At 43.3% G+C, this 16721-nt stretch carries 15 protein-coding genes; 5 read left to right on the top strand and 10 right to left on the bottom strand.

Features of this window, described 5'->3' with window-relative positions:
- Positions 1 to 94: 94 nt before the first annotated feature.
- Together proC and HC723_RS07290 are read right to left on the bottom strand one after the other, a co-directional pair.
- A complete protein-coding gene (proC, locus tag HC723_RS07285) occupies positions 95 to 913 on the bottom strand; it encodes a pyrroline-5-carboxylate reductase (protein ID WP_153446242.1) in 819 nt (272 codons plus the stop codon).
- A gap of 158 nt (positions 914 to 1071) precedes the next feature.
- Positions 1072 to 1782, bottom strand: a complete 711-nt coding sequence (locus HC723_RS07290) for a YggS family pyridoxal phosphate-dependent enzyme (protein WP_190338635.1) — start codon at positions 1780 to 1782, stop codon at positions 1072 to 1074.
- 26 nt (positions 1783 to 1808) lie between these two features.
- On the opposite strand from HC723_RS07290, the gene HC723_RS07295 reads away from it, so the two are divergent.
- Both HC723_RS07295 and HC723_RS07300 read left to right on the top strand, forming a co-directional pair.
- Positions 1809 to 2846, top strand: coding sequence for a type IV pilus twitching motility protein PilT (locus tag HC723_RS07295; RefSeq protein ID WP_153446246.1), 1038 nt, complete (start codon positions 1809 to 1811; stop codon positions 2844 to 2846).
- A 71-nt stretch (positions 2847 to 2917) separates the two neighbouring features.
- Positions 2918 to 4027 carry a PilT/PilU family type 4a pilus ATPase gene (locus HC723_RS07300; protein WP_190338636.1) on the top strand — a complete coding sequence of 370 codons (1110 nt, stop codon included), beginning with the start codon at positions 2918 to 2920 and terminating at the stop codon, positions 4025 to 4027.
- A 150-nt stretch (positions 4028 to 4177) separates the two neighbouring features.
- On the opposite strand, the gene ruvX is transcribed toward HC723_RS07300, so the two are convergent.
- From ruvX to metK, 8 genes are all read right to left on the bottom strand, one after another.
- The gene (ruvX, locus tag HC723_RS07305) at positions 4178 to 4603 is read right to left on the bottom strand and encodes a Holliday junction resolvase RuvX (RefSeq protein WP_153446249.1); all 426 of its coding nucleotides are present in this window, start codon (positions 4601 to 4603) and stop codon (positions 4178 to 4180) included.
- A gap of 44 nt (positions 4604 to 4647) precedes the next feature.
- Positions 4648 to 5211: a YqgE/AlgH family protein gene (locus HC723_RS07310; protein WP_190338649.1), complete on the bottom strand. Its 564-nt coding sequence runs from the start codon at positions 5209 to 5211 to the stop codon at positions 4648 to 4650.
- Between the two features lie 132 nt (positions 5212 to 5343).
- On the bottom strand, positions 5344 to 6291 hold the full coding sequence (gene gshB / locus HC723_RS07315; RefSeq protein WP_153446250.1) for a glutathione synthase: 948 nt from the start codon (positions 6289 to 6291) through the stop codon (positions 5344 to 5346).
- 64 nt (positions 6292 to 6355) lie between these two features.
- Positions 6356 to 7087 (bottom strand): 16S rRNA (uracil(1498)-N(3))-methyltransferase, encoded by a 732-nt coding sequence (rsmE, locus tag HC723_RS07320; protein WP_190338637.1) that lies wholly within the window; start codon positions 7085 to 7087, stop codon positions 6356 to 6358.
- A 138-nt stretch (positions 7088 to 7225) separates the two neighbouring features.
- On the bottom strand, positions 7226 to 8119 hold the full coding sequence (locus tag HC723_RS07325; RefSeq protein WP_190338638.1) for a GGDEF domain-containing protein: 894 nt from the start codon (positions 8117 to 8119) through the stop codon (positions 7226 to 7228).
- A gap of 212 nt (positions 8120 to 8331) precedes the next feature.
- Positions 8332 to 8841, bottom strand: coding sequence for a SprT family zinc-dependent metalloprotease (locus HC723_RS07330; RefSeq protein WP_153448118.1), 510 nt, complete (start codon positions 8839 to 8841; stop codon positions 8332 to 8334).
- A gap of 115 nt (positions 8842 to 8956) precedes the next feature.
- On the bottom strand, positions 8957 to 9733 hold the full coding sequence (locus HC723_RS07335; RefSeq protein ID WP_190338639.1) for a DUF2189 domain-containing protein: 777 nt from the start codon (positions 9731 to 9733) through the stop codon (positions 8957 to 8959).
- 168 nt (positions 9734 to 9901) lie between these two features.
- A complete protein-coding gene (gene metK, locus HC723_RS07340; protein ID WP_190338640.1) occupies positions 9902 to 11053 on the bottom strand; it encodes a methionine adenosyltransferase in 1152 nt (383 codons plus the stop codon).
- Between the two features lie 532 nt (positions 11054 to 11585).
- Here metK and tkt point away from each other — a divergent pair.
- The 3 genes from tkt to HC723_RS07355 all read left to right on the top strand — a co-directional run bounded on the left by tkt (position 11586) and on the right by HC723_RS07355 (position 16721).
- Positions 11586 to 13580 (top strand): transketolase, encoded by a 1995-nt coding sequence (tkt, locus tag HC723_RS07345; protein ID WP_153446258.1) that lies wholly within the window; start codon positions 11586 to 11588, stop codon positions 13578 to 13580.
- Positions 13581 to 14000: 420 nt separating this feature from the next.
- Positions 14001 to 15458 (top strand): peptide MFS transporter, encoded by a 1458-nt coding sequence (locus HC723_RS07350; protein WP_153446260.1) that lies wholly within the window; start codon positions 14001 to 14003, stop codon positions 15456 to 15458.
- A gap of 228 nt (positions 15459 to 15686) precedes the next feature.
- On the top strand, positions 15687 to 16721 hold the full coding sequence (locus HC723_RS07355) for a YeiH family protein (RefSeq protein WP_190338641.1): 1035 nt from the start codon (positions 15687 to 15689) through the stop codon (positions 16719 to 16721).

The following is a 16721-nucleotide window of genomic DNA, read 5'->3' on the forward strand; positions in this document are numbered from 1 at the left end:
TATTTGAGCATTGTAAACAGAACGCCATCATCCGATACGCGAGTAACGCGAGCAGATAGGGGATCTCGCTTTTATCTGTTTTTCAATAACGATCTTAAATTTGTTTTTCCATTTCTTCAGCGCGACGGACTGCCGCTTGCATCGCTTTGGCCACAATGGTCGAAAGGTGACAGTCATTAAAGGTGCGCAGCGCTTCGGCCGTGGTGCCGCCTTTAGAGGTCACTTGTTCGCGCAGGGTCGATAGTTCTAACTCAGGATTTGCCACCACCATTTCAGCGGCGCCCAATGCAGCTTGCTGTACTAAAAGGCGCGCGGTATCTTGATCAAAACCTTGGGCAATCGCTTCTTGCTGCATCGCTTCCATAAACAAGAAGAAGTATGCCGGAGCGCTACCCGCAGCAGCAATAATATTATTAATACCAGACTCTTGTTCTACCCAACAAATCTCACCCACCTTCGACATTAAATCGCCAGAAAATTGCTTATCGGCACTGGATACTTGCGGAGTAGCATAAAGACCACTCATACCTTTACCAACTAATGATGGTGTATTGGGCATCACTCGTACTAAATTAACGCTTTGACCAAGCATTTGATTTAATCGTTGCGCTGAAATGCCAGCAGCAATCGAGATTATCAGCTTGTTGCTTAAATTTATGCCGCTAAACGCAGCGCAAACATCGGCCATCATTTGTGGTTTTACCGCTAAAATAATCACATCTGCGGTTTCAACCGCGCTAATATTATCTGTCGTAGTATGAATACCATAACAATCGCTGAGATCGTTTAATTTAGCCTCATCACGGCCAGTAGCGGTAATGTTTTTGGCTTTGTAACCACTCGATAGCATACCGGCGAAAATAGAACGAGCCATGTTGCCCGAGCCAATAAAGCTAATTTTGCGTTGTTCCATGTAAAATCATCCTTTTTGCTGATAATGCTGTTCGGTTTATAACGGTAATTATGCCTGATAAATGCCATTTTTAGCGACTAATATTGTTACATTAAGCGAACCAATTATTTAAAGGCTAACCCATTATGTAGACGTTAGTTCATAATTTAGAAGCAGACTCATTCTTTAGCCGTCGGGTAATGACGCTCACCAAAAATAGCGGTACCAATTCTGACCATGGTGCTGCCAGCTTCAATCGCCGCTTGCATATCACCGCTCATGCCCATTGATAAAGTATCGACTTGAGGGTAATGCTGCTGCAGTTGTAATTGCAGGTTTTTCAAATGCTCAAAAGCGGCCAATTGAGAAGCATAATCCGATACATTTTCAGGAATCGACATCAATCCTCTTAATGTGAGGTTAGGCAGGTCATTTATCAACTGTGCTAGTGCAAAAGTTTGGGCATGGTCAATCCCTGATTTAGAGGCTTCACCACTGGTGTTGACTTGAATTAAGACTTGCAAAGGTGCGAGGTTGATTCGCTGATCGTTGAGACGCTGCGCTATTTTTTCACGGTCAATTGAGTGAACCCAATCAAAGTTTTCTGCGATGAGTCGAGTTTTATTGGATTGAATTGGTCCAATAAAGTGCCATTCAAGCTCAGTCTGGTTATAGTGCTCATTGAAGTGGTGAATTTTATCCACTCCCTCTTGAACATAGTTTTCGCCAAACTGACGCTGCCCTGATGCAATTGCCTGTTCCAATGCTTCAATTGGTTTGGTTTTGCTGACCGCAAGCAATTGCACCGAATGTGGTTGGCGTGAGAATTTTTCTTCTGCGGTGCGTATTAGCCCATTAATGTGTTCTATATTGTTTTGAATAGTATACATAATTTTGGTTTCGGTAAGGAATAGTAATGAATATCGCTGAGTTATTGGATTTTAGTGTAAAGCATAATGCATCAGATCTACATCTTTCTGCTGGCGTTCCGCCGATGTTGCGCATTGATGGTGATATGAGAAAGCTCGAAATGGATGCTTTTTCACATTCAGAAGTGCACACTTTAGTGTTTGATATTATGAATGATGCTCAGCGCAGTGAATATGAAGAAAAGCTCGAAATTGATTTTTCTTTTGAATTGCCGAACGTAGGACGTTTTCGTGTTAATGCTTTTAACCAAGCGCGCGGTTGTGCGGCGGTGTTTCGTACTATTCCGATGAAAATTCCAACCTTAGAAGATATTGGCGCACCAGAGATCTTCCATCAAATGGTGAACTATGAAAAGGGACTAGTATTAGTTACAGGCCCTACCGGTTCGGGTAAATCGACGACACTGGCGGCGATGGTCGATCATATTAACCGTAATCAGAAAAAACATATTCTCACCATTGAAGATCCAATTGAATTTACTCACTCCAATCATAAATGCTTAATTAACCAACGTGAAGTGCATCGCGATACTCATGGCTTTAATGAAGCATTACGCTCTGCATTACGTGAAGATCCCGATGTTATTTTGGTGGGTGAGTTGCGTGATAAAGAAACCATTAGTTTAGCGTTAACCGCAGCGGAAACTGGCCACTTAGTGTTTGGTACTTTGCACACCAGCTCTGCCGCTAAAACCATTGACCGTATTATTGATGTGTTTCCCGGCGCAGACAAAAATATGGTGCGCTCTATGTTGTCTGAATCAATGCGAGCTGTTGTGGCGCAAAAACTGCTTAAGCGTACCGGCGGTGGCCGAGTAGCTTGTCATGAAATTATGATCGCGACGCCAGCGATTCGAAATCTTATTCGTGAAGATAAAGTGGCGCAAATGATGTCGATGATCCAAACCGGATCGGCGACTGGGATGCAAACTATGGAGCAAGCGGCGCGACAATTGATGGCGCAAGGCGATGTTGACCCTGATGAAGTAAGACAAAAAATTGAAGGTATGGATTCACCGTATTAAGTTGGCTGAGATTTTATAAGACACAGACAACAGCAATAATTTCATATGCAACAGTAAAGGATTTAATCGAGATGCAATTGGATCAAGTTTTAGAAATGATGGTGGGATCAAAAGCCTCGGATATTTATCTTACCGTCGGAGCGCCGTGTTTATTTCGGATTGATGGTGAATTAAAAGCCCACGGCGGCGCACTCGATAAAGGCGCAGTAGAGGCTTTATTGTTTGAAATGATGGATAGCGATCGCCAGCGTGATTTTCAACGTGAACACGAGTCCAACTTTGCCATAATGCGTGACAGTGGACGCTTCCGTGTCAGTGCTTTTTTCCAACGTGAATTACCTGGCGCGGTGATCCGCCGGATTGAAACCAAAATCCCGACGATGGACGATTTACACTTACCCGAAATATTGAAAGATTTATGCACGGCTAAACGTGGCTTGGTGCTGGTGGTTGGTGCGACCGGTTCGGGTAAATCGACCTCGATGGCGGCCATGACCGGCCATCGAAATGTCACCATGACGGGGCATATTTTAGCGGTGGAAGATCCGATTGAGTTTGTGCATGAACATAAAAAATGCATTGTGACTCAGCGTGAAGTTGGGCTTGATACCGACAGCTATGAAATCGCCCTTAAAAACTCATTACGCCAAGCGCCTGATATGATATTGATTGGTGAGATCCGTAGCCGAGAAACGATGGAATATGCCATGACCTTTGCGGAAACGGGGCATCTTTGTATGGCAACATTGCACGCCAATAACGCCAACCAAGCGCTTGAACGGATATTGCATTTAGTGCCCAAAGATCAAAAAGAGCAATTCTTATATGATTTATCCTTGAACCTAAAAGGTGTGGTGGCGCAGCAATTAGTACGTGATAAAGATGGAAAAGGTCGTCATGGGGTGTTTGAAGTTTTGATCAATACGCCGCGGATGTCGGATTTGATCCGCCGTGGTGAAATGCACGAATTGAAAACCACGATGCTCAACTCCAAAGATGCTGGGATGCAAACCTTTGACCAAGCCTTATTTCAATTGCTGCAAGAAGATAAAATCACGCTTGATGATGCCATGCACAGCGCCGATTCTGCCAATGACCTGCGCATGATGCTAAAAACTATGGTGGATTCACCGATTGGTGAAAGTGAGAAACTCAAAGGCATTAAAATCGATATGGGTTAAATTGCTACTAAATCAATCATCATTCCATGCGTGAGGCTGTGCGTTCACCACGTCATTCCATGCATGAGCCTAAGCGAATAGACAGGGAATCTCGCTTTGTTTTTAACCCGGTTAATCAGGCTTTAAGAGATTAAAGCCTGATGGGAGCAGTTACCCATATTGCGCTTCAAACCAACTCTCTAAAATCACCACCGCAGATTGGCAATCGACATTCCCCTTGGTTAATGCTTTATAACCGCCCATAGAAAATAACTCAGCGCGCGCTTCTTGAGTCGATAAACGTTCATCATGCATTTCAACGGTGACGCCAAAGCGGCCAAATAAACGATTACCAAACTTTTTAGCGCGAGTGGTGATAGTCGTCAGATCCTTACCTTCCATATCGGTCGGCAGTCCAACCACAATTAAGTTTGGTTGCCATTCTTTGATCAACTTTTCGATTTCATCCCATTTAGGAATACCGTCCACCGCTTTAAAGGCTTTCAGTGGTGAGGCGGTTCCTGTAATGGTCTGGCCGATGGCGCTGCCAATACTTTTGGTACCGTAATCAAAAGCCATAATGGTTTGGTTGCTCATAAACGTCTCTGATGAATAGGTAAAATGAATTTTGTCGGTTTAGCTTACGCGCGGCCCGATTCAATCGAAAGTTGCGAAACATCAATCCCGAGCGACTGAACCGCTTTTTTCCAGCGCAAAGGAGCCGGAGTATCAAAGATAATACTCGCGTCTGCCGGAGTGGTAAGCCATACATTATCCAATAGCTCTTGCTCTAATTGGCCGGCATCCCAACCAGAGTATCCTAAGGTAACTAAGTATTGTTTTGGCTCCGCTTCGGTGCCGAGAACGGTTAAAATATCTTTTGAAGTGGTGACCGCCAATTGACCATTAATATCAATACTCGATTGGTACTCATCTTTTAAACTATGCAGAATAAAGCCGCGGTCGGTGGCAACAGGGCCGCCATTTAACACCGGTGTGAGTAAGCTTTTGGTGCAAATTTGTGGATGTACAGGTTGCACTTCAATTTGCTTTAGCATGTTACCGACATCAATACCAATAGGGGCATTAATGACTAACCCCATCGCGCCTTCATCATTATGTTCGCAGACATAGATCACGGTGCGAGTGAAGTTTGGATCGGCCATGCTTGGCATCGCAATAAGAAAATGATCGGTTAAATCCATCATTTCATTATTGCTGTTATCTTGATTGATACTCGCTTCAGACATCGCTTATTTCTCCGTATCTCTCTGTCGTTAATGAACCTGCCGAGCTCAAAAGAAAGCACCAGCAGGTATGATACCCATCCATACGACTTATTTATTCGCTACTCGACGCTCAATCGCATCCATTAGCTTGCCGGTAATTGAAATATCAAATGCCGCTTCAATTTCTTTAATACAAGTTGGACTAGTGACATTAATTTCCGTCAGCTTATCACCGATAACATCCAGACCAACAAAAATCAGGCCTTTCTCTTTTAGGGTTGGCGCCACCGCTTGAGCAATTTTAAGATCGGTTTCACTTAATGGACGGGCTTCACCACGACCACCAGCCGCCAAGTTGCCGCGGGTTTCGCCTTTAGCTGGAATACGAGCTAAGCAATACGGCATAGGTTCGCCGTCGACCACTAAAATACGTTTATCACCATTACTAATATCGGGTACAAACGTTTGTGCCATCGCGTAGTTTTGACCGTGGTTGGTTAAGGTTTCAATGATCACCGAAACGTTTGGATCGCCTTGTTTCACACGGAAAATAGACGCGCCGCCCATGCCATCAAGTGGTTTTAGGATCACATCGCCATGCTGCTGATGGAAAGCTTTGATTTTTTGATCTTTACGCGTCACCAGTGTGGTCGGCGTGAGCTCTGGGAACCAAGCGGTGAATAATTTTTCATTACAGTCACGCAAGCTCTGCGGTTTATTGACGATCAAGGTACCAAGATTTTCGGCGCGCTCAAGAATGTAAGTCGCGTAAATAAACTCAGTATCAAAAGGAGGATCTTTACGCATTAATACCGCGTCAAGTTCAGACAGTTCGATGGTCTGCTCTGAGTCAAATTGATACCAGTTGGCAGGATCGTCGATCAAAGTGACAATCTTAGTGTCGGCAATGGCAACGCCTTGTTCTAGATGTAGGTCTGCCATTTCCATGTAATGGATTTCCCAGCCGCGACGCTGTGCTTCTAACATCATGGCAAAACTAGAGTCTTTTTTGATATTAATCGATGAGATAGGATCCATTACGATGCCGATTTTCATGTGTTTCTCCTGCTAATGTTACTTAAACCTCGATGAGGGTAACGGTAGAAATTAAAGAATGTAATTAACCAAGATCGCCAAAACGAACTTGTAACGCGGTGATGGCCGATAAACCTGCCGTTTCGGTACGTAGAACGCGCGGACCTAACAAGGTTTCTTCAAATTGATACACTTGTGTCATTTGGATTTCTGGATCGGATAATCCACCTTCCGGCCCAATCAATAAGCGTACTTTACTCACCGGTGTCGGTAAGGTGTTGATCGAATACTTGGCTCTTGGGTGTAAGTTAAGCTTAAGACCATCATAATCTTCTGCGCACCATTGTTCTAGTTGCATTAATGGTCGAACTTCAGGCACCACATTACGGCCACATTGCTCACAGGCGGCAATCGCAATTTTCTGCCATTGTTGTAATTTTTTCTCAAATCGTTCGGCATTCAATTTGACGCCGCAACGCTCTGAGATTAAAGGGGTGATGGTATTGACGCCAAGCTCAACTGCTTTTTGAATGGTGAACTCCATTTTATCACCACGCGAAATCACTTGCCCTAAATGCAAATTGAGGGGGGATTCACAGCTGCGTTCAATTCGTTCGTGTAATTCAACCGTAACATTTTTTTTAGACACAGCGGATATAATGGCTGGAAATTCTGCGCCACTGCCATCAAAAAGAAGAATTTCTTGTCCTGCTGTCATGCGCAATACGCGGCCAATATGACCGGCGGCATCGTCAGCAAGCGAGAGTTCGCCCAGTCCCAGAATGGTTTCTGGATGGTAAATTCTAGGGGTTCTCATGCGGTAACCTGTATTCGATTAAAAGTCTCCCCTTAACATGGGTGTTTTTAACTGAAAAAACAAGGGCAAAATGCACGATTGAGAAGTGATAAATCGATTGGGCGTATCAGTGTTAAGCTTAGGTTTGTTAAGTTAAGTTTAGGTTTGGTCGTGAGCCAGTTGGACTCTAACTTGGTTGCGGCCACTATTTTTAACCAGATACAAGGCTTTATCGGCGCGTCCATAAGGGAGGTCGGTTTGCTCACCTTGCACAATGTCCGTTACGCCAATTGAAACCGTACAACGCAGTCGTGGCGCTTCATGGTTACCATTACTGGCAATAATAAAATGATTGGTTTCAACAGTAGAGCGTAGGTTTTCTATTCGTTGTTCTACACTGGTTAAGTTATTTGATTTTATGAGTAAAACAAACTCTTCTCCGCCAAGACGAGCCAGATGATCGCTCTCGTCACAAAAACCGGCAAGCAACTCAGAGAATTGGATCAACACCGCATCTCCTGCTAAGTGACTGTATTGGTCGTTGACACGTCTAAAGAAATCAATGTCGATCAACGCCATATAATATTGCTCAGCAACACCATTTTGTTGATGCTCATTCATGGTATTGATCAAGTAACGGCGATTGGGGATATTGGTTAACGCATCTTGCTCCGATAGTTTCTTTAAACGACGTTGTTTTTTGATTTTATCGGTCACAACCGTAATGAAAGTACACAGCGCCGGTTGGCCGTCCCATATTATTGCGCGATCGGTGATTTCGACGATGGCTGGGTTACCAAATAAATCGGTATGGGGGATGATTTTGGCAGGGGTGGCTTGTTTTTCATCCATTGCTTGTTGGTAGCGAATTTGAGCGTCAGCGTGTTCTTCTGAATCAATTAATACCATTAATGAGTCAAGGCTTAAAATTTGCTCAGCACTTTCCAGACCACTAAAACGGGCAAATGCGTCATTCGCATAAAGAGGGCGGAAGTTAACATGCACAACACAGGCGTTAGGATGGATGTCGAGGATATGTTTATAAGCAGTCATGATTTCAATTCACAAGGTATTAGGCGCACATATTAGTAGTCTCAAACAAATGAAGATAGGGCGTTACATATAATATTTAAGCTTACTCATCTTATTTATTTTGTATTATTAAATAAACAAGGTGTTATATTCTATTTTTGTTTGTATTTATTGTTACTCATTCATGTGGGGAATGTTGTTATCACTCAGTTGTTTTTAATGACATTCGTTTTTTAGTTGCACTCGCTTTTTAATTGCAGCTGTTGCTTACATTCAAGGCAGTGGTATTGAGCTTGGTTGCGCATCACTTTATTATGGCGACGAATTGATAAATCGTACTGGCGACACTGGCATTGATAAGAGAAAGTTCTACCTTGTACTGAACTGACATCAAACTGGTGACGGGTATCAGGATTAAGTTGAAATACCTTAAGCATGATCGCTTGCCACTCTTTACCATGCGGGCGCACTCGACCAAATTGATGGTAAGTCAGTAAATGGGCGATTTCATGCGGGATCACTTGGTGTAAAAAAGCGCTTTGATTTTCTAATAATAAAGTCGGGTTCAGCCTTATTTCCCAGCTCTGCAAATATGCTTTTCCTGCCACTTTGCCGCGAACATTATAGTGAACACTTGGGGGATCAAACTTCTCGTCCAATACTTGCTCGGCTTTATGCATGCAGTGTTGCACGGTTTGGTTTATCTGTTGCAGTAACGCTGCGGGAATATCACGACCTGCCATCATTGACCTTAAGTTTAGAACGATACCCAATAAAAAATCCCTACTTTAATGATCAAAGTAGGGAGGGGAAGAATATCGAAGATATAAGCGTTGCGCTATACCTGATATATAAAAATCAGTGTTTACGTTGAATGGTGGCTCGATAACCATGCCAAGTGGCAAAACCTAAGATTGGCATCGTGATGAGCATGCCGATCCCTGCGGTGGCAAATCCGATCAAGAGCCCCACCACAATAAGTGCAGCCCACACCATCATGGCTGATAAGTTGTGCTTTACTGCGTTAAAACTGGTAAAGACAGCGGTCATCACATCGACCCGTCTTTCCATCATTAAAGGTATCGAAAAAGCCGAGATAGAAAAAATCAAACAAGAAAAAATGATCCCGACCACCGAACCTGTGACTAAGAAGGGCATAAAGTGTGATAGCGGCGCGCCTTGCATTTCGGGGTATATGGCATGCAGCAAAGAGGCAATACGCATCCAAAAGATCATCGCGACGCACAGCATCACTGCAAAGCTCCATTGCGATACGGAGTTACGCCGAATGGCAAACATGGAATGCAGTAGTTTAGGTGGGTTATTTTTTTCCATTTGCCAACTGGCATCGTAAAGCCCTAATGCTAAAAACGGACCGATCAGCATATAAACAATTAAACTGGGGAAGACCACTAAGTGCGAGCCTTGTAAGAAAACTACCCATTCGATACCTGCGGCGGCTAAGGCGAAACAGAGTCCGTAAAATAGGCTGACCATAGGGGCATGAATTAAATCGGTGGCACCTTTTTTAAGCCAACCTAGCGGGGCAAAGGTGGCGATATGATTGCATGGGATGGTGCGAGCATATTGGTTATCTGGCACTTTGAAATCAGATGATTTGGCGGTACGAGGCATAAATCCTCCTATGGATTCTCGATTCGTCACGCTTTAACTATTGGCATGATCCGCTTAAATTACAAATTTATTACTCATTATTTATCCGTTATTTTTATAGCTGTAAACAAAAAGCCCTCACCAAAAAGGCAAGGGCTTGATTAAGCTTGTTTTTATTTTTAGTGGCTTTTATAGGCCAGCAAAGGCGCGTAATGAAGCGGCTTTGTCGGTAGCTTCCCAAGGGAACTCTTCACGACCAAAGTGACCATAAGCGGCGGTCTTCTTGTAGATAGGTTGTAGCAAGTTCAACATTTCTTGTAGGCCGTATGGACGTAGGTCGAAGTGTTGACGTACTGCTTCAACAATAATGTCTGCTGGTACTTTTTCAGTGCCAAAGGTTTCAACCATGATAGATGTCGGCTCTGCAACACCAATCGCGTAAGACAATTGAATTTCACAGCGATCAGCAAGACCAGCAGCCACAATGTTTTTTGCTACATAACGTGCTGCATAAGCCGCTGAACGGTCTACTTTTGATGGATCTTTACCAGAGAATGCGCCGCCACCGTGACGCGCTGCGCCGCCGTAGGTATCAACGATAATTTTACGACCGGTTAAACCACAGTCACCCATTGGGCCACCGATAACAAAACGACCGGTTGGATTGATAAAGTACTTAGTGTCTTTATTTAACCATTCTTCAGGAAGAACAGGTTTGATGATTTCTTCCATTACTGCTTCACGTAGATCCGGCGTTGAGATTGAATCGCTGTGCTGAGTTGAAAGTACCACTGCATCAATACCGACAATTTTGCCTTGATCGTATTGGAAGGTAACTTGAGATTTCGCATCTGGACGTAAGAAATCCAACTTGCCGCTTTTACGAACTTCAGCTTGCTTCTTCACTAATAGGTGAGAATAAGTGATTGGAGCAGGCATTAGAATTGGCGTTTCGTTGGTGGCGTAACCAAACATAATACCTTGGTCGCCCGCGCCCTGATCTTTAGGAGCGGCTTTATCGACACCTTGGTTGATGTCTGGAGATTGCTTACCAATGGTATTTAATACGGCGCAAGAGTTGGCATCAAAACCCATATCTGAATGGATGTAACCAATCTCACGAACGGTTTCACGAGTGATTTCTTCGATATCAACCCATGCAGAAGTCGTCACTTCGCCGCCAACCATAACCATACCGGTTTTTACGTAAGTTTCACACGCCACACGTGCTTTAGGATCTTGCTCTAGGATTGCATCCAATACCGCATCAGAAATTTGATCGGCAATTTTGTCTGGATGACCTTCAGATACAGATTCTGAAGTAAATAAATGCTTAGCCATGTATGTGTGCTCCACTTAAAACCACGTCATTGAGTATTTGATGGCGTGATTGAGTTAGAAAAGATGCGTCCATGATTGAAAGTTAACATGTCAAGAGAGGTTAACGACAAGGGCTCGCGTCTTTTAATAAACGTTAAAATTGTAGGTGTTTCTACATCTAGACGTCTATTCTAGTTTTGATTGCTCGAATTACAAGCCTTTTTTTTAATTCAAGGCTACGAAAACGATTACATCAGTGACATAGCGATAAAAAAGTTCAAATTAAAATTACGGCATAAATTTAGACCCAATACGACAACGTTTGCGTGCCTAACCCTATATTTTACTTACAATCCAGTTGAATGTGGTGAAATGTGTGATAGGTATAAAAAGCGAAAAAATAAAGCGCAGAATCAACAGATCGAGATCTTAACGTTTGCAGTCATAGTAAGGCTTTGCGACAATATCGGCGACCAAGCGGGCTGAGGTTATTCTAGCCCGCTTATCCAACCTTAAATATTAAATATTTTCGCTTATGCACTCAGGAGCAGACATGACGTCTCGTAAAGATCTAGCAAATGCAATCCGCGCTTTAAGCATGGATGGTGTTCAACAAGCCAATTCGGGTCACCCAGGCGCCCCAATGGGGATGGCCGATATCGCTGAAGTTCTTTGGCGTTCACACTTAAACCACAACCCACAAAACCCTGAGTGGGCTGATCGTGACCGTTTCATTCTTTCGAATGGCCACGGTTCTATGCTGATTTATTCTTTGCTTCACCTTTCAGGTTACGAGCTACCAATTTCTGAGCTGAAAAACTTCCGTCAATTGCATTCAAAAACTCCAGGTCACCCAGAATACGGTTATGCACCTGGCGTTGAAACAACAACCGGCCCTCTAGGTCAAGGTATCACTAACGCGGTTGGTATGGCGTTGGCTGAAAAATCTCTAGCGGCACAATTTAATAAAGAAGGTCACGACATCGTTGATCACTTCACTTACACCTTCCTTGGCGACGGTTGTATGATGGAAGGGATCTCGCACGAAGCTTGTTCTTTAGCGGGCGTTCTTGGTCTTGGTAAACTGGTTGCATTCTGGGATGACAACGGTATTTCTATCGATGGTCACGTTGAAGGCTGGTTTGCAGACGATACCCCTAAGCGTTTTGAAGCGTACGGTTGGCATGTTATTCCTGGCGTTGATGGCCACGATGCTGATGCTATCGAAGCGGCGATTGCGGCAGCGAAAGCGGATCCACGTCCTACTTTAATTTGTACTAAAACGGTTATCGGTTTTGGTTCACCTAATAAAGCAGGCACCCACGATTGTCACGGCGCACCACTAGGCGCAGATGAAATCAAAGCAACCAAAGAACAACTTGGTTGGGCACACGGTCCTTTCGAGATCCCAACTGATATTTACGCGCAGTGGGATGCAAAAGAAGCAGGCGCAGCGAAAGAAGCGGCATGGAATGAGAAGTTTGCAGCATATGCCGCGGCTTACCCAGAACTTGCTTCTGAATTTAAACGTCGTACTGCTGGTGATCTGCCAAATGATTGGGAAGCGAAAGCCAACGCCATCATTGCTGATCTTCAAGCAAACCCTGCCAACATCGCTTCACGTAAAGCATCACAAAATGCACTAGAAGCGTTTGGCGCAATGCTACCTGAATTTATGGGCGGCTCGGCTGACCTTGCACCGTCTAACCTAACCATGTGGTCGGGTTCTAAATCACTGACTGCTGATGATGCTTCAGGCAACTATATCCACTACGGTGTGCGTGAGTTTGCTATGACAGCAATTATCAACGGTATCGCACTACACGGCGGTTTTGTTCCTTACGGCGCGACATTCCTAATGTTTATGGAATACGCACGTAACGCAATGCGCATGGCGGCGTTGATGAAAATTCAAAACATCCAAGTGTACACTCACGATTCTATTGGTCTGGGCGAAGATGGCCCAACTCACCAACCGGTTGAGCAAATTGCATCACTGCGCATGACACCAAACATGAGCACATGGCGTCCATGTGACCAAGTAGAATCAGCGGTTGCTTGGAAACTGGCGATTGAACGCAAAGATGCGCCATCTGCGCTTATCTTCTCGCGTCAAAACCTAGCACAACAAGCCCGTACTGATGAGCAAGTTGCGAACATCGCTAAAGGTGCTTACATCCTTAACGATTGTGTAGGCACTCCTGAGCTTATCTTGATTGCCACTGGCTCTGAAGTTGAACTTGCAGTAGAAGCGGCAGCGAAACTCACCGCGGAAGGCAAGCAAGTACGTGTTGTATCAATGCCATCAACCGATGCATTTGATAAGCAAGATGCGGCATACCGTGAGTCTGTATTACCATCAGACGTAACAGCGCGTATCGCAATTGAAGCGGGCATTGCGGATTTCTGGTTCAAGTACGTTGGCCTAGATGGTCGTATCATCGGTATGACAACATTTGGCGAATCTGCACCAGCAGGTGAGCTATTTAAAATGTTTGGTTTTACGGTTGAGAACGTGATTGAGACAGCTCAAGAATTGCTGGCTTAATATCGTGATGTAGCGATTAGCTAAGATGATTATAAATTAGCTAAAACAGTTAGAAAATTGAAAACCGAGTCCTTCAAAGGGACTCGGTTTTTTTATGTCTCCATATCAAAAAAATGCTGATTGCTTAATTATTAATCAATGGTGTGAATATTTATGCAGTTTTATCTTACAGATAGAATAAGATTTGATGGTGAATTACTCGCTATATCGTGATAGGTAGGGGGGAGGGAAGGGCTGTTTACAGTGATTTCTTGTGATTTAAATCGCAACAAAATGTTGAAAGTGAGTAATAAACTGTGTTCATAATGAAGAATTGACCAACAAATGACTTGGCGATTAAGCGATTAGAGTGTATAAGTATTCACTACTTGTTACATTTGCTTACTTTTGTCGCTCAATTCGAATCAGATGAGGAATACAATGCGGTTACCTTCACAGCCTAAAGGGCTCTTTCACCTTATAGCCATTCAAATGTGGGAATTCTTCAGTTACTACGGAATGCGTTCGTTACTTATCCTTTTCTTAACTGAAAAATTATTGATGAGCGATCAGCATGCTTATGCCCTTTATGGTGCGTACACCTCATTAGTTTATGTTACCCCGATCATTGGTGGTTATATTGCCGATCGCTATTTAGGTAACTTTTGGTCGGTAGTGGTAGGCAGCGTGCTGATGATTATCGGTCATGCGGTATTGAGTGTACCGAGTGATGCTCACATGACATTATACACTGCGTTAGCTTTGATTATTTGTGGTTATGGTTTCTTTAAAACCAACTCAAGTTGTTTGCTGGGTGAGTTGTATCATGAAAATGAAGATGCGCGTGAAAGTGGTTTTTCTATTTCTTATATTGGTGGCAATATCGGTTCTGCTGTATCACCATTAGTGTGTGGCTATGCTGCCAGTCGTTGGGGGTGGCACGTCGGTTTTGGTTTGGCTGGTATTGGCATGTTTATCGGTTTATGCTTTTTCATTTCAGGTAGCGAAAATTTTTCCCATGTTAAAAAAGGTAACATGCCCGCTTTATTAAAAAAGAGTGCTGGCATTTCACATTGGCAATGGTTGCTTGTTGGTTTAATCGCCAGTGTGGTTGGCTTGATCTTTATACTTAAAGACTTATGGGCCGGTTACATTTTAGCCGCGATTTCGGTGGTATCTTTTACTCAAATCGTTGGCTTGTACAAAAAAAGTAACGCACAAGATCGTAAAAATTTGAATTCAATCTTGTACTTTATGGTATTCGGAATGGTGTTTTGGGCGTTTGATCAACAAGGTGGTAGTTCTATCAGTTTATTTATCGAGCGTAATATGAATACCAATATTGGTGGTTATCAGATCCCAACCGCATTTTTCCAGTCGATTAACCCCATCGCAGTGATCGTTGGCGGAGTCGCAGTGACCTGGTTATGGAAAATGTTAGCCAGTAAAAGCATTTCGGTTCGAACCTTAACTAAGCTCAATATGGGGCTGCTATTATTAACGGCCGGTTTTAGCCTGATCACTTTGTCAGCCAAACTTGCGATGGTAACCGGTAAGACCACCTTCTTTTGGCTGTTGATTGGTTTGTTCTTTATTGGGGTGGCAGAGTTATTTATCGATCCTGTGGCGTTGTCGGCGATCACTCGCTTAAACCCACAAGGTGCAACGGGAACGTTGGCGGGCATCTATATGTTGGCTGGTGGTTCGATTGCGAATTTCTTGGCTGCCAATATTGCTTCTTTAACCGCATCGGATACCCCTCAAAGTGATAATGCGGTCGATTTAATTATGGCAGCAACTCAATATCATCATGTTTTTCAATCGATTCTAATGGTAACGGTTGGGGTGTTGGTTCTAGGTTTACTGGCGGATTTCATCCATAGAAAAGAGCCGGTATAACGAGGTTTCAGTATAAATAGGTTTCAGTATAAATAAGTATTCCACAGTAGAACTCATCACGCTATTTAAGGCCTCGTACATGTTACGAGGCTTTTTTTTTGATGTTTTTTTAAAAGTGACTTGCTAAAATTACGTTTAGTTTAACTTTACCTTTGTTCTGTTTTATTAGATTGTTCTAAACAATGAAAATATTTAATATGTATTCAAAATACATACAGAGGTAAAGTCATGAAATTCATCACCACATTAAAGCAATCCACAACAGGTCTATTGATCATGTTAGTGATGAGTATTGCGTCTTTTCAAATCGCTGATTTACAATTTATGAAGCAATATCAAATCAGTTCGTTAACGATTTGTATCTTGCTTGGTATGATTATTGGTAATGTATTTCCTAAATACTTACCTAAAAGCAGTGAGCCTGGTATCAAATTTAGCCAACAGAAACTCCTTCGTTTAGGTATCATTTTTTATGGTTTCTTTATTACCTTCCAGCAAATTATTGCGGTCGGTTTACCTGGCTTAGTTACCGATGTCATTATCATTGCAACGACTTTCATTGGCGGTACTTTTATCGGTATGAAAGTGTTAGGTCTTGACCGTGAAATCGCAATGCTCACCGCGACAGGTTCTTCTATTTGTGGTGCTGCGGCAATCTTGGCGGCAGAGCCAGTGGTAAAAGCGAAACCTCACCAAACCGCATTGGCAGTGTCAACCGTAGTGATCTTCGGTACGACCGCAATGTTCGTTTACCCACTTATCTTCCATGTATTCCATATCGATCCAAAAGTCATGGGTATCTATACCGGTGCGACTATCCACGAAGTCGCACAAGTGGTGGCCGCGGGTAACGCGATGAATCATGATATTGCGGTAACCTCTGTGATTGTTAAATTGACCCGCGTGATGATGCTGGCTCCATTCCTTGTGGCATTGAGTATTTATCTTGGTAAAAAAGTCTCAAGTACTGGTCAAGCAAGTGAAGAAAAAGCCAAAATCACCATTCCATGGTTTGCGGTTATGTTTGTTGGTGTTGCCGGTATTAACTCAATGAATATCATTCCAGCTGAATACATTCCGTATCTAACGAAAGCGTCTGTCTTCTTACTAACGATGGCAATGGGCGCACTAGGTGTAGATACCAATATTTCTAAAATTCGCGGTGTAGGTATTAAACCTATTATCTTGGCGGTGATTTTATTCGCATGGTTGATTGTGGGTGGTTACGGTATTACGACTGGCGTATTGAGCTTGTTTAGCTAA

This window comes from Vibrio sp. S11_S32, from assembly GCF_014694465.1.
Lineage (GTDB): Bacteria > Pseudomonadota > Gammaproteobacteria > Enterobacterales > Vibrionaceae > Vibrio > Vibrio algicola.